At 66.5% G+C, this 25,535-nt stretch carries 23 protein-coding genes; 10 read left to right on the top strand and 13 right to left on the bottom strand.

From position 1 onward, the window contains the following. Window positions 1-1,551 carry an FAD-binding protein gene (locus G6N35_RS06310; protein ID WP_163803486.1) on the top strand — a complete coding sequence of 517 codons (1,551 nt, stop codon included), beginning with the start codon at window positions 1-3 and terminating at the stop codon, window positions 1,549-1,551. Here the strand turns inward: G6N35_RS06310 and G6N35_RS06305 are convergent. From G6N35_RS06305 to G6N35_RS06265, 9 genes are read right to left on the bottom strand one after another with little or no spacing between them, the layout of a single operon-like run. After that, window positions 1,538-2,053, bottom strand: coding sequence for an Rv2253/PknI dimerization domain-containing protein (locus G6N35_RS06305; protein WP_456093986.1), 516 nt, complete (start codon window positions 2,051-2,053; stop codon window positions 1,538-1,540). The two genes, G6N35_RS06310 and G6N35_RS06305, sit on opposite strands and share 14 nt — an antisense overlap. Window positions 2,054-2,067: 14 nt before the next feature. Further along, window positions 2,068-3,660 carry an MCE family protein gene (locus G6N35_RS06300; protein WP_163803485.1) on the bottom strand — a complete coding sequence of 531 codons (1,593 nt, stop codon included), beginning with the start codon at window positions 3,658-3,660 and terminating at the stop codon, window positions 2,068-2,070. A gap of 2 nt (window positions 3,661-3,662) precedes the next feature. After that, entirely contained in the window at window positions 3,663-4,940 is a 1,278-nt protein-coding gene (locus G6N35_RS06295) for an MCE family protein (RefSeq protein ID WP_163803484.1), read from the bottom strand. Next, window positions 4,937-6,427, bottom strand: coding sequence for an MCE family protein (locus tag G6N35_RS06290; RefSeq protein ID WP_163803483.1), 1,491 nt, complete (start codon window positions 6,425-6,427; stop codon window positions 4,937-4,939). Before G6N35_RS06290 ends, G6N35_RS06295 begins: the two co-directional genes overlap by 4 nt. Then, window positions 6,412-7,509 carry an MCE family protein gene (locus tag G6N35_RS06285; RefSeq protein WP_163803482.1) on the bottom strand — a complete coding sequence of 366 codons (1,098 nt, stop codon included), beginning with the start codon at window positions 7,507-7,509 and terminating at the stop codon, window positions 6,412-6,414. Before G6N35_RS06285 ends, G6N35_RS06290 begins: the two co-directional genes overlap by 16 nt. Then, window positions 7,509-8,534 carry an MCE family protein gene (locus G6N35_RS06280; RefSeq protein WP_163803481.1) on the bottom strand — a complete coding sequence of 342 codons (1,026 nt, stop codon included), beginning with the start codon at window positions 8,532-8,534 and terminating at the stop codon, window positions 7,509-7,511. Before G6N35_RS06280 ends, G6N35_RS06285 begins: the two co-directional genes overlap by 1 nt. Beyond that, a complete protein-coding gene (locus G6N35_RS06275) occupies window positions 8,531-9,718 on the bottom strand; it encodes an MCE family protein (protein ID WP_163803480.1) in 1,188 nt (395 codons plus the stop codon). The genes G6N35_RS06280 and G6N35_RS06275 overlap by 4 nt, the downstream gene beginning before the upstream one ends. 12 nt (window positions 9,719-9,730) lie before the next feature. Continuing rightward, window positions 9,731-10,576 carry an MlaE family ABC transporter permease gene (locus G6N35_RS06270; protein WP_163803479.1) on the bottom strand — a complete coding sequence of 282 codons (846 nt, stop codon included), beginning with the start codon at window positions 10,574-10,576 and terminating at the stop codon, window positions 9,731-9,733. 11 nt (window positions 10,577-10,587) lie between these two features. Then, a complete protein-coding gene (locus G6N35_RS06265; protein WP_163803478.1) occupies window positions 10,588-11,397 on the bottom strand; it encodes an MlaE family ABC transporter permease in 810 nt (269 codons plus the stop codon). 318 nt (window positions 11,398-11,715) lie between these two features. On the opposite strand from G6N35_RS06265, the gene G6N35_RS06260 reads away from it, so the two are divergent. Further along, a complete protein-coding gene (locus tag G6N35_RS06260; RefSeq protein ID WP_179967318.1) occupies window positions 11,716-12,522 on the top strand; it encodes an SDR family NAD(P)-dependent oxidoreductase in 807 nt (268 codons plus the stop codon). Here the strand turns inward: G6N35_RS06260 and G6N35_RS06255 are convergent, their stop codons facing one another. Beyond that, window positions 12,523-13,101, bottom strand: coding sequence for a TetR/AcrR family transcriptional regulator (locus G6N35_RS06255; protein WP_163803477.1), 579 nt, complete (start codon window positions 13,099-13,101; stop codon window positions 12,523-12,525). It lies immediately after the preceding gene. Between the two features lie 63 nt (window positions 13,102-13,164). Here G6N35_RS06255 and G6N35_RS06250 point away from each other — a divergent pair, with 63 nt between their 5' ends. The 7 genes from G6N35_RS06250 to G6N35_RS06220 all read left to right on the top strand — a co-directional run bounded on the left by G6N35_RS06250 (window position 13,165) and on the right by G6N35_RS06220 (window position 20,268). Next, window positions 13,165-14,310 (top strand): acyl-CoA dehydrogenase family protein, encoded by a 1,146-nt coding sequence (locus G6N35_RS06250; protein ID WP_163803476.1) that lies wholly within the window; start codon window positions 13,165-13,167, stop codon window positions 14,308-14,310. A 382-nt stretch (window positions 14,311-14,692) separates the two neighbouring features. Beyond that, window positions 14,693-15,721, top strand: a complete 1,029-nt coding sequence (locus G6N35_RS06245) for an ABC transporter ATP-binding protein (protein WP_322790580.1) — start codon at window positions 14,693-14,695, stop codon at window positions 15,719-15,721. A gap of 71 nt (window positions 15,722-15,792) precedes the next feature. After that, window positions 15,793-16,983: a polyamine ABC transporter substrate-binding protein gene (locus tag G6N35_RS06240; RefSeq protein ID WP_163803475.1), complete on the top strand. Its 1,191-nt coding sequence runs from the start codon at window positions 15,793-15,795 to the stop codon at window positions 16,981-16,983. Between the two features lie 4 nt (window positions 16,984-16,987). Continuing rightward, window positions 16,988-17,863 (top strand): ABC transporter permease, encoded by an 876-nt coding sequence (locus G6N35_RS06235; protein WP_163803474.1) that lies wholly within the window; start codon window positions 16,988-16,990, stop codon window positions 17,861-17,863. Then, window positions 17,860-18,723, top strand: coding sequence for an ABC transporter permease (locus G6N35_RS06230; RefSeq protein ID WP_163803473.1), 864 nt, complete (start codon window positions 17,860-17,862; stop codon window positions 18,721-18,723). Before G6N35_RS06235 ends, G6N35_RS06230 begins: the two co-directional genes overlap by 4 nt. A gap of 27 nt (window positions 18,724-18,750) precedes the next feature. Beyond that, a complete protein-coding gene (locus G6N35_RS06225; protein WP_163803471.1) occupies window positions 18,751-19,407 on the top strand; it encodes a DedA family protein in 657 nt (218 codons plus the stop codon). A 42-nt stretch (window positions 19,408-19,449) separates the two neighbouring features. Next, window positions 19,450-20,268 (top strand): DUF1206 domain-containing protein, encoded by an 819-nt coding sequence (locus G6N35_RS06220; protein ID WP_179967317.1) that lies wholly within the window; start codon window positions 19,450-19,452, stop codon window positions 20,266-20,268. Window positions 20,269-20,271: 3 nt separating this feature from the next. Here G6N35_RS06220 and G6N35_RS06215 read toward each other — a convergent pair whose 3' ends face one another. Continuing rightward, window positions 20,272-21,063, bottom strand: a complete 792-nt coding sequence (locus G6N35_RS06215; RefSeq protein WP_163803470.1) for a nuclear transport factor 2 family protein — start codon at window positions 21,061-21,063, stop codon at window positions 20,272-20,274. Beyond that, window positions 21,063-21,620 carry a pyrazinamidase PncA gene (gene pncA / locus G6N35_RS06210; protein WP_163803469.1) on the bottom strand — a complete coding sequence of 186 codons (558 nt, stop codon included), beginning with the start codon at window positions 21,618-21,620 and terminating at the stop codon, window positions 21,063-21,065. Before pncA ends, G6N35_RS06215 begins: the two co-directional genes overlap by 1 nt. Before the next feature lie 121 nt (window positions 21,621-21,741). Between pncA and G6N35_RS06205 the strand changes: the two genes are divergently transcribed. Further along, a complete protein-coding gene (locus G6N35_RS06205) occupies window positions 21,742-24,684 on the top strand; it encodes an aminotransferase (RefSeq protein ID WP_163803466.1) in 2,943 nt (980 codons plus the stop codon). Here G6N35_RS06205 and G6N35_RS06200 read toward each other — a convergent pair. Continuing rightward, window positions 24,668-25,372, bottom strand: a complete 705-nt coding sequence (locus G6N35_RS06200; protein ID WP_163803464.1) for an MBL fold metallo-hydrolase — start codon at window positions 25,370-25,372, stop codon at window positions 24,668-24,670. The genes G6N35_RS06205 and G6N35_RS06200 overlap by 17 nt on opposite strands. Window positions 25,373-25,535: the final 163 nt, after the last annotated feature.

Below are 25,535 nucleotides of genomic sequence, written 5' to 3'. Positions count from 1 at the left end.
ATGCCGCCGTTCGATCAGACTGTCGACGTCGTCGTCGCCGGCTCCGGTGGCGGCATCACCGGCGCGTATACCGCGGCGCGTGAGGGGCTTTCGGTGGTCCTGGCCGAGGCCACCGGGAAATTCGGCGGCACCACAGCCTATTCCGGTGGTGGCGGTATGTGGTTTCCCTGCAACCCCGTTCTGCAACGCGCAGGCAGTGACGACACCGTCGAGCGCGCGCTGAACTATTTCCATTCCGTGGTGGGCGATCGAACTCCGCGCGACCTGCAGGACGCCTACGTACGCGGTGGCGCCGCCCTCATCGAATACCTGGAAGCCGACGAGAATTTCGCGTTCACGGTACTGCCATGGCCGGACTACTTCGGCAAGGCGCCTGACGCCCGCACCGACGGGCTGCGCCACATCGTCGCCGTGCCGATCCGCGACGAGAAACTGGGACCCTACGCGGGTACCGTCGGGGGCCCACTGGACACCGAGCGGCTGGGCGCGCCGGCTCCGGGCAAGCTGTTCGGTGGCCGCGCGCTGATCGGCCGGTTCCTGGCCGCGCTGAGCGGTTTTCCCGATGCCACCTTGTACCGCAATGCCGAACTGGTCGACCTGATCATCGATGGCGGCCGCGTGGTCGGTGCCGTGGTGCGCCGCGACGGCGAACAGGTGCGGATCGGAGCACGGCGCGGGGTGCTGTTGGCCGCCGGTGGATTCGAGCACAACCCGGAACTGCGACAGCGCTACGGCGTACCGGGTGATCCCACCGACTCGATGGGCTGCCCCGGTAATACCGGCGCTGCGCTGCAGGCCGCGATTCGAGCGGGTGCCAGCCTGGACCTGATGGACCAGGCGTGGTGGTCCCCCGGGCTGACCCATCCCGACGGCCGCTCGGCGTTCGCGCTGTGGTTCACCGGCGGCATTTTCGTCAACGACGCCGGCCAGCGCTTCGTCAACGAATCGGCCGCCTATGACCGCATCGGCCGGGCCATCATCGACGAGATGCAGGCCGGCCAGCTGCACACACCGCTGTGGATGATCTACGACGATCGGGAGGGTGAGGTGCCACCGGTCAAGGCGACCAACGTGTCGATGGTGGAAACCGAGCGCTATCGGGACGCCGGGTTATGGCTTACCGCAACCACTCTCGCGGAGCTAGCCGAGTCGATCGGTGTGGCGGCCGACGCTCTGGAACGGACGGTGGCGCGGTTCAACCAGATGGTCGCCGACGGTGCCGACACCGACTTCGGCCGGGGTGACGAAGCCTACGACCGGGCGTTCTCGCAGGGACGCTCACCGCTGGTTCCCGTCGACCAACCACCATTTCACGCAGCCGCGTTCGGCCTGTCCGACCTGGGCACCAAGGGCGGTCTGCGCACCGACGCACAGGCCAGGGTCCTCGACGGCGACGGTGTGCCGATCCCGGGATTGTACGCCGCGGGCAACACCATGGCGGCGGTCAGCGGCACCACCTATCCCGGTGGGGGGAATCCGATCGGCGCGTCGATGTTGTTCAGCCATCTGGCCGCTCTCGACATGGCCGGCAGGCCGGTCAGGTCTGCTTGACCAGCTTGAACGGCATGCTGATGTAGAGCGGCGCGCTCCGCCCGCATCCACCGGGGGCCCCGGTGGTGCCGTCCTCCCCCACCAACATGTTCGACGTCGGATCGGACGCCGAACCATCCGGGGTGACGCCGTGGAACCGGTACACCTGCTTTCCAGGTGCCGAAGACCCGTCATAGCAGGGCATCCAATCCGGGATCACCCGCTTGACGTACCACTCTCCCCCGGTCTGGTAGATCGGTGCCGTCCAGCCCCAGTCGCTGGACACGGTGCCGGTGCACTCGGTGGGATAGCTGCACTGCGAGGAGATGGTCCAGATGCTGCGGATGCTCTTCTCGTCGTGGAACACGTCGTTATTGGTGGCCCACTCGCCGTTGGACGTCGCGATGAACGTCCCGTTGAGCGCCCATTGGTCCGAGGCCTGCGCCGTTGCCGGGTTCAGGTTGGCGCCGACGACGGTAGCGGCCAGCGCCGTCGCGGCCACCAGCGTTGGTGTCATACGCATCCAGCCACCTCCTGTCATGTCGTGGGCAACAGGTCTTTCCACGACCGCTCGGCACCCGGCTTCACCAGATCCGACTGCCGGAACACGCTGCCGTCGGGGGTGGCGTACTGACCGGTCGTCGGGTCGTACGTCGCGATAGCCACCGAGGGGCCCGTGGGTCCGCCGGTGAATGCACTCGGCGCCACTGCGCCACCGGAGTCCATCGGGGCGAGGTTCGGCACCGGGGCCGTGGGCTGTACCGGTGCAGGCACCTGTCCTGCGGCCGGCGCCACCGGAGCCGCAGCGGGCGCGGGCCCGGGTGGCCGGGGTGTGCCCTGGAGCGGCCCGTAGATGTTGTCGTTGAGGGTCACCCGGTCATCGGGCGGAATCCCCTGCGAGATGAGGTTCGGATCGATGGGCGACGGTCCCGTCGCATGCTGGCGCATGGCAAGCGGTTCGAACGGTTTGTCGCTCTCGCACATCTCGGCCGTGGGGGCGCGTTTGCCCGGCTGCCCCTGGCACGGGTAGTTGCGGGCGCCGCGGACCGCGATGGGAGAGTCCTGTGGCAGTTTGCAGTACAGCCCGTCCGGTGTGTCGACATCGGAGAGGTCGGCAGGCGATCGCCAGGACGACGGCGGCAGGAAGCCCACCGTGCACGCCGGCGGATCGCTGATGCCGACGGTGAAGTCGCCCTTGGCCATCCCGACCGGATTGTTCATCGGGCCGATCGACTGGATGGACGCGATGTAAGGCGGCAGCAACACCAGCAGCTGCTCGAGCGACGCGTGGTACGTCACGCCCACCTGGCCGACGGTGGTCAGGTTGGCCAGCAGTACCGGCAGAGTCGGCTTCACCTGGTTCAGCAGGGCGGACGCCTCGTCGGCTGCGCCCGGCCCGTTCTGCAGGATCGCGCGCCACTGCGGGTCATCGGTCACCAGCTGGCCACTGACACCAGCCAGGCTGCGCGCCCACGTCCGGATGGAATCGGTCGAGGCCAGCTGGCCGTCGAGCAGCGGACGGCTGTCCTCGATCAGCGTACGGGCCTGATCCCCAGAGCTGTTGAAGTCGGCGGCCAGCCGCGACGCCGAATCGGCCAGCACACTCAGGTTGTCGGCGGTTCCGTTGAGCGCCGTGAACGTCTCTTGGAGCAGATCGGGAATCCGCTCCTTCGGGATGCTCTTGAGCAGCGCACTGACCTGATCGAGCATCGGTCCCACCGCCTGCGGGACGGTGGTGTTCTTCACCGGGATCACCGAGCCGTTCTCCAGGTACGGTCCGGCGTCGGTGCGTGGCACCAGGTCCACGTACTGCTCGCCGACCGCCGACACGCTCAGCACCCGGGCCTGCAGATCGGCGGGCACCTTCGGCGAGGTGGCCAGCGACAGGGTGGCCTCTGCCCCGGTTGTGGTCGGGCGGACCTCGGTGACCCGTCCCAGCTGCACGCCGCGATAGGTCACATTCGAGAACTGGTAGAGGCCACCGGTCCTGGGCAGCTCGAGCTTCACGGTCATGCGGCCGATCCCGAGCAGCGTTGGAGCTTGCAGGTAGGCCACCACCATCACACCGATCCCGATGATCGAGGCGATCGTGAAGATGATCAGCTGGTTACGAACGAAACGGGTCAACATCGCTAGTTGCCACCTCCGTCCTGCGGCGCCGCATCGGGCGCCGGTCCGGGTAGCGGACCGGTGCCCGTGCCGTGAGCCGCCGAGGTGTCGGCGTTCAATGCCGACTGCGAACTCCGCGCCGAGGCCGGCGGGTCGACCAGCGGTGGGAGGTCGGCAAGCTGAGCGGGCGTCGGCGTCAGTGGTGCCTGCAGCGGATCGTAAGTGTACGTCGCGTAGAACGGATCACCCGGCGCGGGAACAAGTTTCGCGTTCGGATCGCCCCATCTGGTGCCCAGGAAGAGGGCTCGCTTGAGCCGCGGCACGGTGAAGTCGAAGGTGATGAACTGGTTCATGTAGTCGCCGCGGATGGCACGGTCGACGACGCTCTGCGTGTACGGGAACGTCGGGAAGTACGCCAGGGCGGTATCGAGCTTCGGCCCGACATCGGCGAGCGCCTTCAACGTGGGCTCCAGATTCTGCAGGTTCCGCACCAGGTCGGCCCCTGAGTCGTTGACCAGGCCGGTGGCCAGGTTGGAGAAATCACGGAACTTTTCCAGCGCAGTGGTGATGCGCGGCCGCTCGTTGACCAGGATGTCGAGTGCGGGCGGGATCCGGTTGAGCGCGTTGGTCAGGACCTCCCGCTGGCCGGCAAACGTGCCGGCCAGATTGTTCAGCGAGGTGACCGCCGCGTTGATGTTGTCGCGCTGTTCGGCGAGCAGTCCGACGAAGTCGTTGAGCTGGGTCAGTAGATCGCGGATCTTGTCCTCACGGCCGTTCAACGCCCCGCTGAATTCCCGGACGATGTCGCCGATCTGGCCCAGGCCGCCGCCGTTGACCACGACAGACAACGCCGAGAGCGTCTGCTCGGTCGACGGGTAGGTCGAGGACCGGTTCAGCCCCAGGGTGGCACCGGGCTGCAGCACGCCGCTGGGCGCCTCGCCGAGCGGCGGGTTCAAGCCCAGATGCATTGATCCGAGCAGACTCGTCTGACCGACCGTCGCCACCGCGTTGGCCGGGATGACGATCCCTGGCTTCACCGAGATCTCCACATCGGCGTGCCAATCACTGACCGTCATCTTGCCGACGCTGCCGACCACGACATCCCCGACCAGGACCGGCGAATTCGATTCGAGCTGGCCGACATTGGCGAGCTCCACATGGTAGGTCTTGGATCCTTCACCGTGCCCCACGGTGCCCGGAAGGGGCAGCGAGTTCAGGCCCCCGAAGGCGCAGCCACTGGTGCTGATCGCGACACAGGTCGCGATCACGGCCAGCCGGCGCGCCGAGTCATGGCGGGTCATGATGGCGGTGTCCCTTCGGCAGGTGGTGCTGCCGCAGGCGGTGATTCGGCCGGGAGCAGCATGCCTTCGACGGTCGACGGTGGCGGCGCGGCGGGCCCGGTGACCGCGGCCGGAACGCCGGGCGGAACGGGAGCTCCCGGGTACAGCGCGGGCTGCGGATCGGCGGGCAGACCGTTGGGCGTGTATGCCCCGCGGAAATTGGGATCGGCAGGCGGAACGCCCCAACCGGCCGGGCCCGGCACGTCACCGTTGTAGCCGGTGTAGGCCGATACTGCCGGCGGGATCTCCGCGGGCGGGGCATACCGCGAGCCGCCGGGTGCGATCGCCGGGTCGGAGTAGATCAGATTCTCCGGACTCGGTGATTTGCCGAGGTAGCTGTTGAACGGCAGGGGCAGATAGTTGAAGTTCAGCAACCGCAGCGCGGGGCCCAGGTACTGGGCACAGAGTTTGCCGGTCTCGGCTGCGGTGGCATTCTCGATCGCCGCAATAGAGCTGCAGACGAGGTCGACCGGGTTGGCGAAGTTGGCCAGCGCGAAACCACCCATGGCGCTCTGGGTGTCGGGGTCATAGATGTTGTAGGCGTTGCCGATGGCGTTGGGCGCCACGTGCAGCAGATTCTTCAGCACCATCTGGTTGTCGGCGAGGTTCTTGGTCACGCTCGTCAGACGCTGCAGTTGCTCGGTGGTCTGGTTGCGACTCCCGGCGATGAAGCGCTGGACGTCCACCACCGCACTGGACAGGTTCGTCAGCGCGGCGTCCAGATCCGTTCTGCTGCCGTCCACCACGCTGGTCAGGCTGGCCAGTCGGTCCTGGAATTGGACGATCTGGACATTGCTGTCGCGCAGAGCGGTGACGAAGATCTGGAGGTTCTTGATGGTGTCGACGATGTTCCCGCTGCCGTCGGCGAGTACCCGGCTCACCCCGGACAGCTCAGCGATGGTGTCGTGAAGTTTCTGGCCATTGCCATCCAGCGCGTTGGCTGCGCTGTCGATGAAGCGACTGACAGCGGTCGTGGACTCGGCATCTTTGGGCCCCAAATCCGTTGCCAAACGCGTCAATTGGGTCTTGACTTCGTCCCACTCGACGGGGACTGCGGTCCGGTCGAGTCCGATGACGGCTCCGTCGGCCATCTTCGGCCCGCTGTCCTCGTACGGCGGGGTGAGCTGGACGTAGCGGGCGCCGACCAGGTTCTGCGAGACGATCACCGCCTCGGCGTTGGCCGGAATAGCCACGTCGCGGTCGACCGCGAGCGTCATCTTGGCCTTCGTGCCCTGCGCGTCGATCGACTTGATGGTGCCGACCTTCACCCCGGCCACCCGGACCTCGTCGCCCGGGTAGATCGCCGTGGCGCTGGTGAAGTAGGCGGTGATGGTGGTCGGTTTGAAGAATGCCTGGCGCACCAACAGCGTGACCCCGCCGGCGACCAGGAGCGCCAGGATCACCGCGGCAACGACCGTGATCTTCTTGCGGGTCATGGCTGCCCCCATCGCTCATTGGGCTGCGGAATGCCGTTGTACGGGAACGGAATCTCGGCGCGCGGTCCGGCGTTGTCCGGCGGCTGGCCGGCATCGATGCCGCGGCGGAAGCCGAGCGCGTAGTCCAGGAACGGCTGCACCGTCTGCATCGGGTTGAGGTTCGTCACGAACGCGTTGTAGAGGAACCCGCTGTTGACCGCCTCGGCCTGGGTGATCTGGTACTTGGCCAGGCCCTTCATGGCGGCGGTGATGTTGTCGTTGTTCTTCTCCAACATCGCCGTCACCGAATTCAGCTTCTCCAACGCCGGGGCCAACTCCTTCTCGTTGTCGGCGACGATGCCGGACAGCTGCTTGGACAATGCGGAGGTATTCGCCAGCAGGTTCACGATCGCGTACCGCCGATCGGCGAGCACGCCGACCAGATCATTGGCATTGAGCAGCAGCGTGTTGACCTGCTGGCTGCGCTCCCCCAGGATGCTCGTCACGTTCGCGGCGCTCTTGAGCAGGCTGGCCAGGGACTCATTGCGCTCGTTGAGCGTGCGCGACAGCTTGCTCAGACCGTCGAAGGTCGGTCCGATCTGGGGCGCCACCCGGTCCAGGGTGTCCGACAGAGTGTTGAGCGACTGATTCAGTGCGGCGGTGTCGGTGTCGGCGGTGTTCGCGGTGAACTCCGAGAGCGAATCGGACAGCGAGTACGGGGCGCCGGTGCGCGAAACCGGGATCACGTCAGCAGACTTCAGGTTGCCCTTGCCGTTGGACTCCAGGGTCAGGATGCGTTGCCCGAGAAGGGTTCCGGTGCGGATGTGGGCCGTGGTGTCCGAGCCCAGACGCACATTGCCCTTCACCATGAAGGTCACCAGCGCCTTGCCGTGGTCGAGCGACACGTCCGACACGGTGCCCACCTTGACGCCGGATACCTTGACGTCGTTGCCGGTCTGCAGCCCGCCGGCTTCGGTGAACAGTGCCTGATGCTTGACCGATGTGGCCCAGGTGAGGATTCGCTCGGGCGCGAGCCCGACCGTGATCACGAGCACGATCAACGCCAGCCCGATGAACCCCGACCTGATCAGAGAGGAACCGCGGTATTTGAGCATCAGGGCTCCCCACACCTTCCGCTGTGTTGGATGATCCAGGGGAAGTAGGCGGTGCGACCCTGCAGGTCAGTCACCCGGAATGACAGCCCGCACAGATACTGGTTGAGGAAGCTGCCGTAGGCGCCGAGGCGCACCAGCTTTCGGTAGTTCTTCGGCGCCTTCTGGATGGAGATGTCCAAGAGCTCCTTGTCCTGATCGAGCAGCGGCGCCAGTCGGCCGAGCTGGTCGATGGTTCCGGCCAGCGGCGCCCGCGCCTGGCCGAGCAGGTCGGTGAGCGAGGCGGTGCCGTTGTCCAGTGCGGTGACCGCCTCACCGATCGGGTCTTTGTCCGCGGCCAGGCCGGTGACCAGTTTCTCGAGCTTGTCGACGGCGCCGGAGAACTTGTCGCCGTCCTTGGAGATGGTGGCTACCACCGTGTTGAGGTTGTCGATCAGGGCCTGCACGGTCTGGCCGTTGTCGGCGAGCGCGGTGGAGAACGACGCGGTCTTGGAGAAGAGTGACTCCAGGTTGCCGTCCTGGCCCTGCAGGATCTGGATCAGCGAGTTGGTCAATGCGTTGACGTCTTGCGGGTTGAGCCCTTGCACAACGGGTTTGAGGCCGCCCAGCAGCAGATCGAGGTCCAGCGCCGGTTCGGTGCGGTCCAATGGAATACGTGAGCCGGCTGGCTGGATCTTGCCCGACCCGGGACTGTCCACCAACTCCAGGTAGCGGTCACCGACGAGGTTCAGGTACCGCACCACGGCCTTGGTGCCCTGGGTCAAGACGATCTTCTGGTCGGCGTCGAAGTCGACGATGACCTTGTTGTCCGGTTGCAGCGCCACATCCGTGACCGTGCCCACCCGCACGCCGGCGACCCGCACGGAATCTCCGGACTTCAGGCTCGATGCGTCGGCGAACTCGGCGGAATAGCTGTTGTCCGACCCCGATCGGTACTGCCCGAAGATCGCGAACAACGCGCCGGTCAGCAGCAACATCACGACCCCGAAGATGCCGACCTTGACGAGGGTCTTCCACGTCGCGGTCATCCGGGCTGTCCAATCTGTGCGGTGTTGCGGGGCGGCCCGTCGATGGGTCCGAACAACGCCTGCTTGAGCGCGTCGGAGTTCAGCAGGATGCCCTGGTTGCCGTACTGGGCCTGGTTGGTGCCGATATCGGCGACCACGAACGGGGCGCTCTTCTCGAACGGCACCTTGGGCAGGTCCGTGCACTGCGGACCACCCTTGGCGGCGACCTTCGGCAGGTCCTGTGGGTACCGGTAGCGCTCGCGACCCAGGAAGAAGGACTGCAGCAGCATCACGCCGGGTAGCGGCTGGCCAGGTCCGGTCGCCAACGGGACCAGACCGGCGATCCCACAGTTCAGCGCGGCGTTGTACTGGTTGAGCAGATCGGTGGTCGGCACCAGAAGATGCAGGACGTCGGTGAGTGCCTGGCGGTTGGTGGACAGCACCTCGGTGCCGACGTCGGCCAGACCGATCGCGCTGACCAGCAGGGCGTCGAGGTTCTGGTTCTGGTCGACGATGGTGTCGCTGATCTTGGTGGCGTTGTCGACCGTCGAGACCAGATCCGAGGAGGCCGCGGCATAGGCGTCGAAGACCGGTGGCGCGACGGCGATCTCGTGGTTGAGGGTGTCCAGACTCGGGTTCAGCTTGGCCAGTGCCGAGTCGAGATCGACCAGCGACTGACCGAACTTCTGGCCGCGTCCGTTGAAACCCTTCGCAATGGCACCGAGGGTCTGGTTCAGCTTTGCCGGCTCGATCTCGGAGAGCACATTGACCAGCTGCTGGAACACGGTGTTGATCTCGACGGTGACGTGGTTGCCCTGGATCACCTGATCTGCACGCAACGATTGTGCCGAGGGATCCGCAGGCGGGACCAATTCGACGAACTTGGACCCGAACACCGTCGAGGAGGTGATGTCGGCGCCGACGTTGTCCGGGATGACGTCGACCATCTTGGGGTCGATCGCCAGGTGCAGGGCCGCCTTCCCGCCGGGCAGCGAGTCGATGGAGGCTACCCTGCCCACCTGGGCACCGTTGATCTTGACCTTGGCTTCGGGGTTCATCACCAGGCCAGCACGATCCGAAATGACCGTTACCGGAACAGTTTTGGTGAAGCTGTCGTTGAACAGGCCGATAGCGACGGCGACGATCGCCGCCAGCGCCACGACGGTCGCCAAGCCCGCCAGCGGGCGGGCGATACCTGATGTCATCGGGTTCCTCGCCTATCCGGACAGGTTGAAGTTGCCGTTGGAGCCGTAAATGGCCAGCGACACCAGCAGGGTCACCGAGACCACGACGATCAATGACGTCCGCACCGCGTTGCCCACCGCGACACCGACTCCCGACGGGCCGCCGGTGGCGAAATAACCGAAGTAGGTGTGGATCAACAGGATCGTGATCGCCATCAACACCGCCTGCAGAAACGACCACAACAAGTCGATCGGATTGAGGAACGTGGTGAAGTAGTGCTCGTAGAGGCCACCGGACTGACCGAACAGGACCACGGTGGTGAACTGGGATGCCAGGAACGACAGGATCACCGCGATCGAGTACAGCGGCGTGATCGCCACCATCCCGGCCACGATTCGGGTGCTCACCAGGTATTCGACCGGCCGGATGCCCATCGACTCGAGCGCGTCGATCTCCTCGTTGATCCGCATGGCACCCAGTTGCGCGGTCACACCCGCACCGAACGTCGCGGCCAGTCCGATGCCGGCGACCACGGGCGCGCTGATCCGCACGTTGATGAACGCCGCCAGAAAGCCGGTGAGCGCTTCGATCCCGATGTTGCCCAACGAGCTGTAACCCTGCACCGCCAGCGTGCCACCGGCGGCCAGCGTCAGGAAGCCGACGATGACCACCGTCCCACCGATCATCGCCAACGTCCCCGCACCCATGGAGATCTCGGCGATCAGCCGGATGATCTCCTTGCGGAAATGTATTGCCGCATGCGGGGTCCCGCCGATGGCCCGGGCATAGAACAAGGTGTGATCACCGATGCGCCCCAGCGTCCCGATGGGGCGCTTGAGTTGCCGGGTCAGTCGCGGATAGACCGCTGGGAGTGCCATGGTGGGTTCCTCTACCGGCTGGTCATTCGGATGCCGATGGCCGTGACGACCACGTTGACCACGAACAACGCCATGAACGCGTAGACCACCGTCTCGTTGACCGCATTACCGACCGCCTTGGCGCCACCACCGGAGATGGTCAACCCCCGGTAGCAGGCCACCAGTCCCGCGATCAGGCCGAACAATGCGGCTTTGACGCACGAGATGATCACCTCGGGCACCCCGGTCAGCAGCGTGATACCGGCCGCGAACGCGCCCGGATTGACGTCCTGGACGAACACCGAGAAGACATACCCACCCAGAATGCCGATGATCACCACCAGGCTGTTGAGCAACAAGGCGACCAGTCCGGAGGCCAGCATCCGCGGAGTCACCAGGCGCTGGACCGGATTGATGCCCAGCACCTCCATCGCGTCGATCTCCTCGCGAATGGTGCGCGACCCCAGATCGGCGCACATCGCGGTGGCGCCCGCCCCGGCCACGATCAACACCGTGACCAACGGACCCACCTGGGTCACCGCGCCGAACGCAGCTCCGGCCCCGCTGAGATCGGCCGCGCCCAGTTCCCGCAACAGGATGTTCAATGTGAACGACACCAGCACCGTGAACGGGATCGCCACCAGCAACGTGGGCGCCAACGACACCCGGGCCACGAACCACGACTGCTCCAAGAACTCCCGCCACTGGAACGGCTTGTGGAAGACATAGCGAACGGCATCAGCAGACATCGCAAACAAGCCACCGATTGCTTGCATCGGCCCGGACACACCATTGCGAAGAGCAATGCCCGGTGACCATCGATCTGCTGCGCGGTTTGTCATTTCGTGTTCAGAGCCTCCATCGTCGTGCCGGGCAGACCTCGGGCTATGTACCAACGCGTCAATAAAACTGGAACACGTTTCAGTGGCGCCTTGGCAGAGTAGTTCACTTGACGCCGGTCTGGAAGCAGATCTCGCGAATCGAGATATAGGCGCGTCGGGTGCATAAGGCTTCCATCAGCGGGCCATTGGACCGTGGAATCGGGACCGCTCCACCCCGGTCTCCCACCCAGTGGGACCCGGCGGGAGAGCGACTGCCGCGCTGCACAATTCTGCTACGAGCAAGCCGCCACGCCACAGTCGTCCAAGGAGCAGTCCACTATGGCCAGCATCGAGCGTTATGCCGATCGTCGAGTCCTGATCACCGGTGGCGGTTCCGGTATCGGCCAGGCATGCGTACTGCGCATCCTCGACGAGGGTGGTCGGGTGGTGGCCGCCGATATCAGTGAGTCCGGCCTGAAGGACACCACCGCCAAGGCCGGCGCCGAGGTGGACCGGTTGTCCACGGTGGTGATGGATGTCGGCAGCGAGGACTCCGTGAAAGCCGCTGTCCGCGAGGCCGTCTCCGTACTCGGTGGGCTAGACACTCTCGTGAACGTGGCCGGCATCCTGCGATCGGCACACTTCGCGGACACCTCGCTGGCCGACTTCGAACAGGTGCTTCGGGTCAACCTGGTGGGCACCTTCCTGGTCACCCGCGAAGCGTTGCCCGCCCTGCGTGACGGCAATTCGCCGGCAGTGGTCAACTTCAGCTCCACGTCGGCGGCGTTCGCCCATCCTTATATGTCGGCCTATGCCGCTTCCAAGGGCGGCGTCCAGGCGATGACGCACGCCCTGGCCGCCGAGTTCGCCGCCGACGGCATCCGATTCAACTCGGTGCAGCCCGGCTCGATCTCATCCGGAATGACCGACGGCAGCGGCGAGTCGAAACAGAGCGTGGGCCCCGGGCTGCCCCAGGACGTCAACTACAAGCTGTTCGGCCGCGTCGCTCCGCTGCTGCCGTTGCCGGACGGCGCGATCTTCGCCAATCCGGCTGCGGTGGCCGCGGTGGTGGCGATGCTCGGCAGTCCTGACGCCTTCTTCGTCTCGGGCACCGAGGTTCGTGTCGACGGCGGCGCCCATATGTGATCAGGCGTTGATGCCTGCGGTGAGGATGGCAGCCAGCTCGCGATAGGCGGCGGCGTCGTCGAGGCCGATCGTGGCCCGCACAGTCCCCTGCTGGATCCGGACCATGGCGGCGGCCGCGAGATCGGCGGCAAAGGTGGCATGCACATCGCGGAACTCTCCTGCGGTCACACCGTCGTCGATCAACTCCCCCACCCGGCGGGCCGCGATCGCGGTGTTCTGCTCGTAGACCGCCCGCGCCGGTCCGAACGCATCGAGATCGGCCATGAAGGTATCGGACGCTGCCCCCAGAGCCGACCCGACCGCAGTGAGATAGGCGGTGATCCGGTCCCGCGCTCCGGTCACCCCGGCGACCTGTTTCTCCACATCGTCGGTGGCGCGGCGGAAGAAGTGCACGGTCACGGCGTGGACGAGCTGTTCCTTGCTACCGGCCAGCCGGTAGAGCGTGCCCTTCGAACAATGCAGCCGTGCGGCGATGTCGTCGAGGGTGAGCTGCGCGAAACCTTCGGCCAAGAACAGCGTCAGCAAGGCGTCGAACAGCTCTCCGCGGCGTCTGGTACCGAATTCCGGACGGGCTGCCATGCCCAAATAGTACTGGAATGCGTAACTGAGTACTATTTTCCGTACCAGACAGAGAGGCCGCCCATGACCGTCGACCGACTCCTGCCCACCCAGGACGCCGCCGATCTCGTCGCGCTCACGCGCGACATCGCCGATAAGGTGCTCAGCCCGATCGTCGACGAGCACGAGCGCTCGGAGACCTACCCGGAAGGCGTGTTCGCCCAGCTCGGAGCGGCCGGCCTGCTGAGCCTTCCGCAGCCGGAGGAATGGGGCGGCGGCGGCCAGCCCTACGAGGTGTACCTGCAGGTCCTCGAGGAACTCGCCGCCCGCTGGGCGGCCGTGGCCGTTGCGGTCAGCGTGCACACCCTGGCCTGCCACCCGCTACTGACCTTCGGTACCGAGGAGCAGAAACAGCGCTGGCTGCCGGGGATGCTCTCCGGTGAGCAGATCGGCGCGTACAGCCTGTCCGAACCCCAGGCCGGGTCGGATGCCGCAGCGCTGCGTTGCGCAGCGGTACCGGCCGGGGGTGGATACGTCGTCAACGGCTCCAAGGCGTGGATCACCCACGGTGGGATCGCCGACTTCTACAACCTGTTCGCCCGCACCGGTGAGGGATCGTCCAAAGGGATCTCGTGCTTCCTGGTCCCCGGTGACCTGCCCGGCCTCAGTTTCGGCAAGCCCGAAGAGAAGATGGGGCTGGCCGCGGTCCCCACCACCTCGGCCTTCTACGACAACGCCGAGATCGGCGCGGACCGCAGGATCGGCACCGAGGGCCAGGGGCTGCAGATCGCATTCAGCGCACTGGATGCCGGCCGGCTCGGGATCGCCGCCGTCGCGGTCGGCATCGCGCAGGCCGCCCTCGACGAAGCCTGCGCCTACGCCCAGGACCGAACCACGTTCGGCCGCAAGATCATTGACCATCAGGGGCTCGGCTTCCTGCTGGCCGACATGGCCGCGGCCGTGGCCAGCGCCAGGGCCACCTATCTGGACGCGGCCCGGCGCCGCGATTCCGGCCTGCCCTACTCGCAGGCGGCCAGTGTGGCCAAACTGATTGCGACCGATGCGGCCATGAAGGTCACCACCGATGCTGTGCAGGTGCTGGGAGGTGTCGGCTACACCCGCGACTACCGGGTGGAGCGCTACATGCGGGAAGCCAAGATCACCCAGATCTTCGAAGGCACCAATCAGATCCAGCGACTGGTTATCGCGCGCGGGCTCGCGGCGGTCTGATCCTCGATAAGATCCGTCCAGCGACACCTGCGAGCGGTGCCGTTCCACGGAAAGCCGCGTCCGCACCGGGGGTCTGACGAGGGATTCCATCGAAAAAATCGAAGTTCGTTGCGGAATCGGTTGCGCAATGGCCATAAATCCGCGATGGTTTTAGCCACGGGAGCCGACGCATCGCCATGTCTGTCGGCCGACGGGACTACAAGGAGGACGGGCCCTGACCGAGACCGGCGCTACCGCCACCGAACAGACCACCGGACAAACCGGATCCACCCGAGCTGACGGCAAGGCCGTCATCGAGATCGACCACGTTGTCAAGCGGTTCGAGGACTACGTCGCGGTAGCCGACGCCGATTTCTCCATCGGTGCCGGTGAGTTCTTCTCGATGCTGGGTCCGTCGGGCTGCGGGAAGACCACCACCTTGCGGATGATCGCCGGTTTCGAGACCCCGACTGAAGGCGCCATCCGCCTCGAGGGTGTTGACGTCTCTCGGGTCCCCCCGCACAAGCGCAACGTGAACACGGTGTTCCAGCACTACGCGCTGTTCCCGCACATGACGGTGTGGGACAACGTCGCCTACGGTCCGCGGAGCCAGAAGAAGGACAAATCCAAGATCAAGCAGAGCGTCGACGAGATGCTCGAGGTGGTCCGGCTGACCGACTTCGCCCAGCGCAAGCCGTCCCAGTTGTCCGGTGGCCAGCAGCAGCGCGTCGCGCTGGCCCGGGCCCTGGTCAACTACCCCAGCGCCCTGCTGCTCGACGAGCCGCTGGGTGCCCTGGACCTGAAGTTGCGCCACGTCATGCAGTTCGAACTCAAGAGAATCCAGCGCGAGGTCGGCATCACGTTCGTCTACGTGACGCACGACCAGGAGGAAGCGCTGACGATGAGCGACCGGATCGCCGTGATGAACCAGGGCAATGTCGAACAAATCGGCACACCGACCGAGATCTACGACCGCCCCGCCACGGTGTTCGTGGCCGGCTTCATCGGTCAGGCCAACCTGTGGCACGGCCGGCAGACCGGCCGCACCAACCGCGACTTCGTCGAAATCGAGGTACTGGGCAGCACGCTGCCCGCCAAGCCCGGCGACACCACCATCGAGGCCGGCGGCCAAGCCACCCTGATGGTGCGTCCGGAGCGGGTTCGGGTGGCCATGGAGCAGCTCACCGGCGATGTCGCCACGGTGCCGGCCAAGGTCGTCGACCTGACGTTCCAGGGTCCGGTGTTGCGGCTGTCGCTGGCGGCCACCGACGGCTCCCCGATCGTCGCGCACGTCGGGCCGGAGCAGAATCTGCCGATGCTGCGCCCCGGCGACGACGTGTACGTGGGCTGGTCCCCCGACGCTTCCCTGGTGTTACCGGCGGCCGACATCCCCACCACCGAAGATCTTGAAGAAATGCTGGACGACTCCTAAATCGGCACTCCGCCCGCTCGACAACCTGCTTTCATCAATCGACCTCCCTTTTACGAAAGGCTTTACCGCACATGGCCAAAGAGATCGACCCTCGACTTTTCGCCCAGCTCGCCTCCCGGCGCCGGTTCATCGGTGGCGGTGCCGCGGCCGTCGGCGCCCTTGCTCTGGGCTCGAGCTTCCTGGCCGCCTGTAGCAAGTCGGACAACTCCTCCAGCGCCTCCAGCAGCGGACCGGCCACCCCGTCCGATGACGGCAAGCCCGCGACCGGCAAGCTGCGCATCTCGAACTGGCCGCTCTACATGGCCGACGGATTCGTCGCAGCCTTCCAGACCGCCACCGGTCTGACCGTCGACTACAAAGAGGACTACAACGACAACGAAGAGTGGTTCGCCAAGAACAAGGAACCCCTCTCGCGCAAGCAGGACATCGGCGCCGACCTGGTGGTGCCGACCCAGTTCATGGCGGCCCGCCTCAACGGTCTGGGCTGGCTGAACGGGATCAGCGAAAGCCGCTGGACCAACAAGAAGAATCTGCGTCCCGACCTGCTCGATGCCAAGGCCGACCCGGGCCGCAAGTTCAGCGCGCCCTACATGTCGGGTATGACCGCGCTCGCCTACAACCGGGCGGCCACCGGGCGCGACATCACCAAGATCGACGACCTGTGGGATCCGGCGTTCAAGGGCAAGATCAGCCTGCTGTCCGACATGCAGGACGGTCTGGGCATGATCATCCTGTCGCAGGGCGGCTCGGTCGAGGACCCGACCATGGAAGGCGTGCAGAAGGCCGTCGACCTGATCAAGGAGCAGAAGGACAAGGGGCAGATCCGCCGCTTCACCGGCAACGACTACGCCGACGATCTGGCGTCCGGCAACGTCGTGATCGCCCAGGCCTACTCCGGTGACGTGGTCCAGCTGCAGAAGGACAACCCGGACCTGAAGTTCATCGTTCCCGAGACCGGCGGCACCACCTTCGTCGACACCATGGTGATCCCGTACACCACGCAGAATCAGAAGGCCGCCGAGGAGTGGATCAACTACGTCTACGACCGGGCGAACTACGCCAAGCTGATCGCGCACACCCAGTACGTCCCGGTGTTGTCCGACATGGCCGACGAGTTGAACAAGATCGACCCGAAGCTGGCCTCCAACCCGTTGATCAACCCGCCGCAGGCGACGCTGGACAAGCTGAAGTCGTGGGCCGCGCTGACCGATCAGCAGACCTCGGACTTCAACAAGGCCTACGCCGCCGTCACCGGCGGCTGACGCCATGGCCGGTGTAGCCAGCAGCAACCGGCAGCGGAGCAAGCTGGCGCCATACCTGATGATCCTGCCCGCCCTGGCGTACCTCGGGATCTTCTATGTGGTGCCGTTCGTCTCGCTGTTCCGGACCTCGCTGTCGAACATGGGTGGCTCGATCTACCTGCCCAAGCTCGAATTCGCCTGGGATTTCAGCAATTACGGCCATGCGCTCACCGAGTACAAGGAGCAGATCCTGCGCTCCTTCGGGTATGCACTGTCGGCGACGGTGTTGTGCGCGTTGCTGGCATTCCCGTTGGCCTACGTGATCGCGTTCAAGGCCGGGCGGTTCAAGAACCTGTTGCTGGGCTTGGTGATCCTGCCGTTCTTCGTGACGTTCCTGATCCGCACGCTGGCGTGGAAGACGATCCTCGCCGACGACGGGTGGGTGGTGCACACACTGGGCTCGCTGGGGCTGCTGCCGTCCGATGGCCGGCTGCTGTCCACCAGCTGGGCTGTCATCGGCGGTCTGACCTACAACTGGGTCATCTTCATGATCCTGCCGTTGTACGTCAGCCTGGAGAAGATCGACGCCCGCCTCCTGGAGGCGTCCCGGGATCTGTACGCCACCAATCGCAGGATGTTCGGGAAGGTGATCCTGCCGCTGGCGATGCCCGGCGTGCTGGCCGGCAGCATGCTGGTGTTCATCCCCGCGGTCGGTGACTTCATCAACGCCGATTACCTGGGCAGCACCCAGAACACGATGATCGGCAATGTGATCCAGAAGCAGTTCCTCGTGGTCAAGGACTATCCGGCGGCGGCGGCCCTGAGCTTCGTGCTGATGGCGCTGATCCTGGCCGGCGTGTTGATGTACACCCGGGCATTGGGCACGGAGGACCTGGTATGACGACCGAGGCGGGTGCGGCGATCGCTCAGACGATCGACCATGGCGGGCTGGCCAAGCCCGGCCGCAACGTCCGCGGCAGCTTCAAGCTCGGCGACGTCGCGCTGCGGATCCTGGCCGGTCTGGTGCTGGCGTATCTGTTCCTGCCGATCCTGGTGATCGTGGTGTTCTCGTTCAACAAGCCCGCGGGCAAGTTCAACTACACCTGGCAGGGCTTCACGCTGGACAACTGGGCCAACCCGTTCAAGTATCCGGCGTTGACCAGCGCGTTGAAGCTCAGCTTGAACGTCGCACTGGTCTCCACGTTGATCGCTGTCGTTTTGGGCACTCTGGTAGCCATTGCCCTTGTGCGCCAACGGTTCCGGGGCAGCAAGGCGGTGGACACCTTCCTGGTGCTGCCGCTGACCTCACCCGAAGTGGTGATGGGTGCCTCGTTGCTGACGCTGTTCCTGGACCTGGGCTGGGCCACCGGCTACACCACGATCCTGATTGCCCACGTGGCCTTCGAGATCAGCTTCATCGCGATGACGGTGCGGGCCCGGATCCGTGGCTTCGACTGGACGCTGGAGGACGCCTCACTGGACCTGGGCGCCAACCCGACGAGGACGTTCTTCAAGGTGACGTTGCCGCTGATCGTGCCGGGCATCGTGGCGGCGGCGATGCTGTCGTTCGCGCTGTCGCTCGACGACTTCATCATCACCTACTTCGTCAGCGGCTCGACCACGACCTACCCGCTCTACGTCAACGCCGCGGTGAAAGCGGCGGTACCGCCCCAGATCAACGTGCTGGCCACGGCCATCCTGGTGTTCAGCCTGGTGTTGCTGGGTCTGGGCACGCTGTACCGCCGCAAGCGCGAGGCCTGAGCGCGGCGAGACCCTTAAGCTTGCCCGGTGAACGTCGAGGCGATCCTGGAGTCCATTCCGCCGTTGGCGGTGTACCTGGTGGTGGGTCTCATCATCGGTGCCGAGAGTCTGGGCATCCCGCTGCCCGGTGAGATAGCTCTGGTCAGTGCCGCGCTGCTGGCCTCGCGGCACACCCTGGACATCTCACCGGTGTGGGTGGGTGCGGCGGCCACCATCGGCGCGATCATCGGTGACTCGATCGGCTACAGCATCGGTCGCCGCTTCGGCATGGGGCTGTTCGAGAAGCTCGGCAACCGGTTCCCCAAACACTTCGGTCCCGGCCACGTCGCGCTGGCCAAGCAGCTGTTCACCCGATGGGGTGTCTGGGCAGTGTTCTTCGGCCGGTTCATGGCGCTGCTGCGGATCCTGGCCGGGCCGCTGGCCGGTGCACTGCGGATGCGGTATCCGCACTTCCTGGCCGCCAATGCCTCGGGTGCGCTGTGCTGGGCGGGTGGCACCACCGCGGTGGTGTACTTCCTGGGTCTGGCCGCCGAGAAATGGCTGTCGCGCTTCTCCTGGGTAGCGCTGCTGGTGGCCGTCATCGTGGGCATCGGGATGACCCTGCTCCTCAAGGACCGCACCCGCGCGTTGATCGAACAACTCGAGGACGAGCACGACTGGGAGACCCTGCGACACGCGAAGTAGCGCCCGGTTTGCCCGGCGGTCATCGAGGGAAGCCCAATTGCCATGGCCGACAATACGGTGCACGGCGCGGTGGATCGAGCGACCGATAGCACCGCCTTCGTCTCTGCGGCCCGGACCGGTTACGCCGTCAGCGGGCTGCTGCACCTGCTGATCGCCGTCATCGTCGCGCGCCTGGCGTTCGGCTCGGCGGGCAATGCCGACCAGTCCGGGGCGATCGCCACGCTGGCCGCGCAGCCCGGCGGAACGCCGGCACTGTGGGTGGTGGCCGTGGGACTGGCTGCGCTGGCCCTCTGGCGCCTGGCCGAGAGCGTGGTCGGATCGCACCCCAACGAACCGGGACGGCCCGACAGGGGCCCGAAGAAGGTCTTCAATCGGGTGAAATCGGTTGCGCTGGCAGTGGTCTACGCCGGCATCGCGATGACCGCGGTTCGGTTTGCGACCGGCGGCGGGAAGTCCAACAGCGCCGAGAACGTCAGCCTGACGGCGCGCCTGCTGCAAACGGGATGGGGCAAGGCGGTGCTGCTGGGTGCGGCCGTGGGCATCATCGCGGTCGGCGGCTATCACCTCTACAAGGGCCTCTCGCAGAAGTTCTCCGACGATCTGTCGGAGTCCGAACACCGTACGGTGACGGTGCTGGGCATGCTCGGCTATGTCGCCAAGGGACTGGTTCTGGGAGGTGCCGGGGTTCTATTGGTCGTGGCGACGGTGACCTCAGACCCCGCCAAGGGTGCTGGATTGGACGCCGCGGTCAAGAGCCTGGGCCAGGCTCCGTTCGGCAAGCTGCTGCTGATCCTTGCCGCCGTGGGTCTGGCCGCCTATGGCGCCTACTGTTTCGTGCTGGCCCGATTCGCCCGGATGTAGTTCTTATTCGGCGAAGTAGGTCAGCGTGCTGATCGCCCGGCCACTGTCCACCAACTCCGCGACGAGCACCGCCGGTGCCGGACCCGCCAATGACACCGTGACCGACGATCCGGCGACCAGGATCTTCACCGGCGATCGTCCGCTCAGTTCCTCGCGGAGCGCGCTGAACTTCATGGTCGTCCGTTCTGCACGGGTGACGACCGCACCGGAGGTCAGGGTGCGGCGAGCGCGTAGTTCGTCGCCGACTGCGATGGCATCCAGCAGCGCACGGACCGTGCGCCTACCGCGGATCCGGGGTCCACGGAAGCCGGCCGCAAAGCCGACCGCGCCCCGCAGACCCTGGTTACCCAGCAGTGCCCGGCTCAGCGCCATTCCCTGCGACCCGGCGGCCAGGCCGTTACCCAGGAACTGCAGCATCATCGCCGGAAGCTCCCAATATGCTTGCAGCCGTTGGAATTTCCACTCGCCGTCCACCTGGCGCAGGTCGTAGCGCAGCACCGCCGGTATCCGCATGGTCACCGAAGGGCCCATCGCTACCCCGAGTACCACGTCCCTGATCACCGTCGAGCCGCAGACGATGTCGGCGTCCGGGTGGAAGACGATGTCGCGCGGTCCGATGAAGGTGTCGTAGAACCGGCCGATCGCGTGGCCTCCGACGTGCGGTCGTGACCCGACGGGATCCTCCACCCGGCCGTCGGGGGCGAACAAGCCCACCCATCCCGGGCGGTCGTGCGTGGCGGCCGCCTCCGGTGAACGCTGCACGGCGGCTAGGAGATCCGAGCGCGGACCTGACATCAGGCGGTATGCACCAGTTCCACCCCGTGGTTCCGCATGTCGTCGAGCGCGGCAGCTGTGCTCTGCTCGGCGACACCAGCGGTCAGATCGAGCAGGACCCGGGTCCGAAAGCCCGCGTCGGCGGCGTCGTCGGCCGTCTCCCGAACGCAGTAGTCGGTGGCGATACCGACGACGTCGACTTCGTCGACCCCCCGGGACCGCAACCACTCGTCGAGCGGGGTGCCGTCGGCGGCGCCCTCGAACCCGCTGTAGGCGGCGGTGTAGGCGCCCTTGTGAAACACCTCCTCGATCGGCGCGGTGTCCAGGTCCGGGTGGAAGTCGGCGCCCGCAGTGCCAGCCACGCAGTGTGCCGGCCAGGAGTCGATGTAGTCCGGTTCCTCGGCGAAGTGGCCACCGGGGTCGATGTGAAGATCCTTGGTGGCCACCACGTGGGCATAGCCGTGATCGCCGGCCAGCAGCGTGTTGATCGCCCGCACCACGGCCCGGCCGCCCGCGACGGCCAGCGACCCGCCCTCGCAGAAATCGTTCTGTACGTCGACGATGATCAGCGCCCGCATGTTGTCACCGTATCGGCACCGTCGCCGGTGTACCACGGCTGTCGTTCACCCGACCTCGCGGCGATGGGTGCAGCAGTACAGTGAGACCGCCAATTGCCCACGAGGATGCCCGAGTAGCGAGATGACCCTGTTCGACTTCTTCCAGGCCGAGGAACTACCCGTCCCGGCGATCACTCCCGCTCAGGCAGTCGATATCGCCTCCGCACATTTCGGCGTCGACGCCGAGGTCACGCCGTTGGGCAGCCAGCAGGACGCCAACTTTCTACTCACCGGTGCCGACGGCGCACAGATCGGTGTGCTCAAGATCGCCAACCCGGCGTTCTCCCGCCTCGAGCTGGAAGCCCAGGATGCCGCGGCGGCCTATATCTCCCAGACCGAGCCCGGCGTCCGGGCGGCCACCAACATCGAGCGGCCCGGCCATCCGCCGATCGCCGAATTACGGGCGCCCGACGGCACCGTCCTCTACGGCCGGATCATCACCTATCTGTCCGGCGGCACCATGAGCGGCGACCACTACGTCGCGCCCGGCCAGGCAGCGGCGCTGGGCACGCTGGCCGGGCGCACCTGCCGGGCGCTGGCCGGCTTCGAGCACCCCGGCGTCGACCGTATCCTGCAGTGGGACCTGCGCTTCGCCCAGCGCACGGTGGAACTGCTGGCCGAGCACATGACCGATGCCGCTCGTCGGGAGGCCGTCGAAGCCGCCACCGCAGCGGCCTGGAGTGTGGTCGCCGATCTCGGCGACGACCTCCCGGTCCAGGTGATCCACGGTGACATCACCGACGACAACGTGGTGTGCGCGTCGGCGCAGGACGGTCGGCTACCCGACGGCATCATCGACCTCGGCGATCTGACCCGGTCCTGGACGGTCGCGGAGCTGGCCGTCGCGGTGTCCTCGCTGCTGCGCCACGAAGGCGGCGAGCCCGCCGCGACACTGCCGGCCATCGCCGCCTTCAACGCCGTGCGCCCGCTGTCCCCGGCCGAGATCGAGGCGCTCTGGCCGCTGGTCGTCCTGCGTGCTGCGGTGTTGGTGGTCAGCGGAATCCACCAGGCGAGCATCGATACGGACAACGAGTACGCCACCAGCGCGCTGGACTTCGAGTGGCGCATCTTCGAACGCGCCACCGAGGTGCCGACCGAGGTGATGACGGCGCTGATCCGCGACCGCCTCGGCCTGGCGCACCCCAACGCTCGCCTGGACGCACGGGTCACGTCTGACGCGCCGCTGATCGCCGGGCTGGACACCGGTGCGGTGGCACGGCTGGACCTCTCGCTGGATTCCGACGCGATGGATGCCGGTGCCTGGCTGGACCCGGCCTGCGAAGACCAGTTGGCGGCCGCCGAACTCGCCGGTGGGGCCGCCGCGGTGATCACCGGTTTCGGCCAGCCGCGGGTGAGCCGGTCGGCCCTGTTGCGTGCCGAGTCGCCGGCGACCGTGGGTACCGGAATCGACCTGTGGCCGGCCGCCCCGCTGACGGTGACCGCCCCGTGGGCCGGCGTGGTCGAGTCCGCGACCGCCGACACCCTCGTGCTGACCGGAACGTCCGGATCGGTGCTGGTGCGCGGCGCGCTGAGAGCGGATCCCGGACTGCGCGCCGGCGGTGACGTCGCCGCCGGTGCGACGCTGGGCGTGGTCGACGGCCGCGTCTGGATCCAGTACCGACACCAGCCCGATATCGCCGTACCCGACCTGGTACGTCCGGAGTACTCGGCGGGCTGGCTGCCCCTGGTGGCCGACCCGGCTTCCCTGCTCGGGCTGTCGCCGTTGGCACCCTCCGGCGGCGACAGCGAGGCGCTGTGGCGCCGCCGGGCCGATTCGTTTGCCAGCGTGCAGGAGCACTACTACCAGAACCCACCCCAGATCGAACGGGGCTGGCGCGAGCACATGCTGGCCACCGACGGCCGCAGCTATCTCGACATGGTCAACAACGTGGCGATCCTGGGCCACGGTCACCCGGTGCTGGCCGACGCGGTCGCCCGGCAGTGGCGCAGGCTGAACACCAACTCGCGGTTCAACTACGGCGCCGTGGTGGAGCTCTCCGAGCGACTGGCCGCTACTCTGCCCGACCCGCTGGACACCGTGTTCCTGGTGAACTCCGGCTCGGAGGCCGGTGATCTGGCGTTGCGACTCGCGATGGCCAACACCGGCCGGCACGACATCGTCGCGGTGGCCGAGGCCTATCACGGCTGGACCTACGCGACCGACGCGGTGTCCACCTCGGTGGCCGACAACCCCAACGCGCTCGAGACCCGCCCGTCGTGGGTGCACACCGTGCCCTCGCCGAACGCCTACCGCGGTGACTACCGTGGCCGGGACGCCTCGCGGTATGCACCCGACGCGGTGGCCATCATCGAAGGTCTTGTGGCGCAAGGACATCCGCCGGCGGCCTTCATCTGCGAACCGTTCTACGGCAACGCAGGCGGCATGGCTCTGCCGGACGGCTACCTGCGGGCTGTCTACGGCGCGATCCGCGCCGCGGGTGGGTTGGCGATCGCCGACGAGGTGCAGGTCGGCTACGGCCGCACGGGCCGCTGGTTCTGGGCGTTCCAGCAGCAGGAGGTCGTTCCCGACATCGTCACCGTCGCCAAGGCGATGGGCAACGGGCAGCCGTTGGGCGCGGTGATCACCACCCGGGCGATCGCCGAGAAGTACCGCACCCAGGGTTACTTCTTCTCCTCCGCAGGTGGCAGCCCGGTGTCCTGCGTGGTCGGCCTGACGGTGCTCGACATGCTGGTCAAGGAGCGCCTGCAGGAGAACGCGCTGAGCATCGGCGATCATCTCAGGGCCCGCATCGAGGCGATGGCCGACCGTCATCAGCTGATCGGCACCGTGCACGGCAGCGGGCTCTACATGGGCATCGAACTCGTCCGGGACCGCGGCACGCTGGAGCCGGCCGCCGAGGAGACCGCCGCGATCTGTGAGCGGATGCGCGAGCTCGGGGTGATCGTGCAGCCCACCGGTGACCGGCAGAACGTGCTGAAGGTCAAGCCGCCGATGTGCATCACCCGGGAGTCGGCCGACTTCTTCGTCGACATGCTCGACCGGGTGCTCACCACCGGTTTCTGAGCCACTCCCGCTGCCGGCGCACGAACGCGGCGTCGACGGCCGCGCCGTGGCCGGGGATGTACACCGCGTCCGGACCCCCGAGCGCCAGCACCCGGTCCAGCGTGTCGATCCACGCCGCCACGTCCGATTCGGCGTTCACGGCGGGATCCGCCGACTCCTCGACGAGGTCACCGCAGAACACCACGGTCGGATCGCCGCCGGTGGCCGGGGCGGCAATCACGACCAGGTCGTGGTCGGTGTGCCCGCGGCCGGGGTGTACGAGGTGCACCATCCGGTCACCGAGGTCCAGGCCGGTGTCGGTGACGATGTGGTCGGGTGCCTGTGCGACGGCGATAGCCCGGTCCAGTTCGGCCGGGTCGGCGCCGTACTGCAGCGCATGGGCGCGAACGTCCGCCAGGCCGGTGGTCAGGGCCCGTCCCACCGCCGCAGGAGCGTAGCTGGCGGCACCGGCGAATCCGGGCGCACCGAGAATGTGGTCGAAGTGGTGATGGGTCATCACCAGATGGGTCACGGCCCCACCGGTGAGTTCCGCAACGTCGGCGACCAACTGCTTTGCCTCCAAAAGCGTTGTGCCACAATCGACCAGGACCACTCCGTCGCGACCGCGGATGAGACCGACGGTGACATCGAGAAACGGCAGACGGCACCGGTGAACGCCACGGGCCGGCGATTCCCATTCGTAGTACATGCCGCTGAAACTAGTCGCTGGCGTGGGCCTTCGCGCGGGACTTACGTTGCAATATGTAGCTTATCGAATTAGAGTCCAGACACATGTCCAGACAGATTGCTGCCGATGTCCGGATACCTCAACGATGACACATGCGAGCCTGACGGGTGACCCGGCCGCATCG

The organism is Mycolicibacterium anyangense (assembly GCF_010731855.1).
Lineage (GTDB): Bacteria > Actinomycetota > Actinomycetes > Mycobacteriales > Mycobacteriaceae > Mycobacterium > Mycobacterium anyangense.
Note: the sequence above shows the minus strand (reverse complement) of the source record. Positions and strands in the feature narration are given on the sequence as shown.

Excerpts from the sequence above, each read along its gene's own strand:
- G6N35_RS06230 (WP_163803473.1), top strand. The coding sequence starts at position 17,860 with ATGACGACCGAGGCGGGTGCGGCGATCGCTCAGACGATCGACCATGGC.
- G6N35_RS06265 (WP_163803478.1), bottom strand. The coding sequence starts at position 11,397 with ATGACAAACCGCGCAGCAGATCGATGGTCACCGGGCATTGCTCTTCGC.
- G6N35_RS06275 (WP_163803480.1), bottom strand. The coding sequence starts at position 9,718 with ATGACATCAGGTATCGCCCGCCCGCTGGCGGGCTTGGCGACCGTCGTG.
- G6N35_RS06260 (WP_179967318.1), top strand. The coding sequence starts at position 11,716 with ATGGCCAGCATCGAGCGTTATGCCGATCGTCGAGTCCTGATCACCGGT.
- G6N35_RS06255 (WP_163803477.1), bottom strand. The coding sequence starts at position 13,101 with ATGGCAGCCCGTCCGGAATTCGGTACCAGACGCCGCGGAGAGCTGTTC.
- G6N35_RS06215 (WP_163803470.1), bottom strand. The coding sequence starts at position 21,063 with ATGTCAGGTCCGCGCTCGGATCTCCTAGCCGCCGTGCAGCGTTCACCG.
- G6N35_RS06205 (WP_163803466.1), top strand. The coding sequence starts at position 21,742 with ATGACCCTGTTCGACTTCTTCCAGGCCGAGGAACTACCCGTCCCGGCG.
- G6N35_RS06220 (WP_179967317.1), top strand. The coding sequence starts at position 19,450 with ATGGCCGACAATACGGTGCACGGCGCGGTGGATCGAGCGACCGATAGC.
- G6N35_RS06240 (WP_163803475.1), top strand. The coding sequence starts at position 15,793 with ATGGCCAAAGAGATCGACCCTCGACTTTTCGCCCAGCTCGCCTCCCGG.
- G6N35_RS06295 (WP_163803484.1), bottom strand. The coding sequence starts at position 4,940 with ATGACCCGCCATGACTCGGCGCGCCGGCTGGCCGTGATCGCGACCTGT.
- G6N35_RS06310 (WP_163803486.1), top strand. The coding sequence starts at position 1 with ATGCCGCCGTTCGATCAGACTGTCGACGTCGTCGTCGCCGGCTCCGGT.
- G6N35_RS06200 (WP_163803464.1), bottom strand. The coding sequence starts at position 25,372 with ATGTACTACGAATGGGAATCGCCGGCCCGTGGCGTTCACCGGTGCCGT.
- G6N35_RS06270 (WP_163803479.1), bottom strand. The coding sequence starts at position 10,576 with ATGGCACTCCCAGCGGTCTATCCGCGACTGACCCGGCAACTCAAGCGC.
- G6N35_RS06300 (WP_163803485.1), bottom strand. The coding sequence starts at position 3,660 with ATGTTGACCCGTTTCGTTCGTAACCAGCTGATCATCTTCACGATCGCC.
- G6N35_RS06250 (WP_163803476.1), top strand. The coding sequence starts at position 13,165 with ATGACCGTCGACCGACTCCTGCCCACCCAGGACGCCGCCGATCTCGTC.
- G6N35_RS06280 (WP_163803481.1), bottom strand. The coding sequence starts at position 8,534 with ATGACCGCGACGTGGAAGACCCTCGTCAAGGTCGGCATCTTCGGGGTC.
- G6N35_RS06285 (WP_163803482.1), bottom strand. The coding sequence starts at position 7,509 with ATGCTCAAATACCGCGGTTCCTCTCTGATCAGGTCGGGGTTCATCGGG.
- G6N35_RS06235 (WP_163803474.1), top strand. The coding sequence starts at position 16,988 with ATGGCCGGTGTAGCCAGCAGCAACCGGCAGCGGAGCAAGCTGGCGCCA.
- G6N35_RS06290 (WP_163803483.1), bottom strand. The coding sequence starts at position 6,427 with ATGGGGGCAGCCATGACCCGCAAGAAGATCACGGTCGTTGCCGCGGTG.
- pncA (WP_163803469.1), bottom strand. The coding sequence starts at position 21,620 with ATGCGGGCGCTGATCATCGTCGACGTACAGAACGATTTCTGCGAGGGC.
- G6N35_RS06305 (WP_456093986.1), bottom strand. The coding sequence starts at position 2,053 with ATGCGTATGACACCAACGCTGGTGGCCGCGACGGCGCTGGCCGCTACC.
- G6N35_RS06245 (WP_322790580.1), top strand. The coding sequence starts at position 14,693 with ATGCTGGGTCCGTCGGGCTGCGGGAAGACCACCACCTTGCGGATGATC.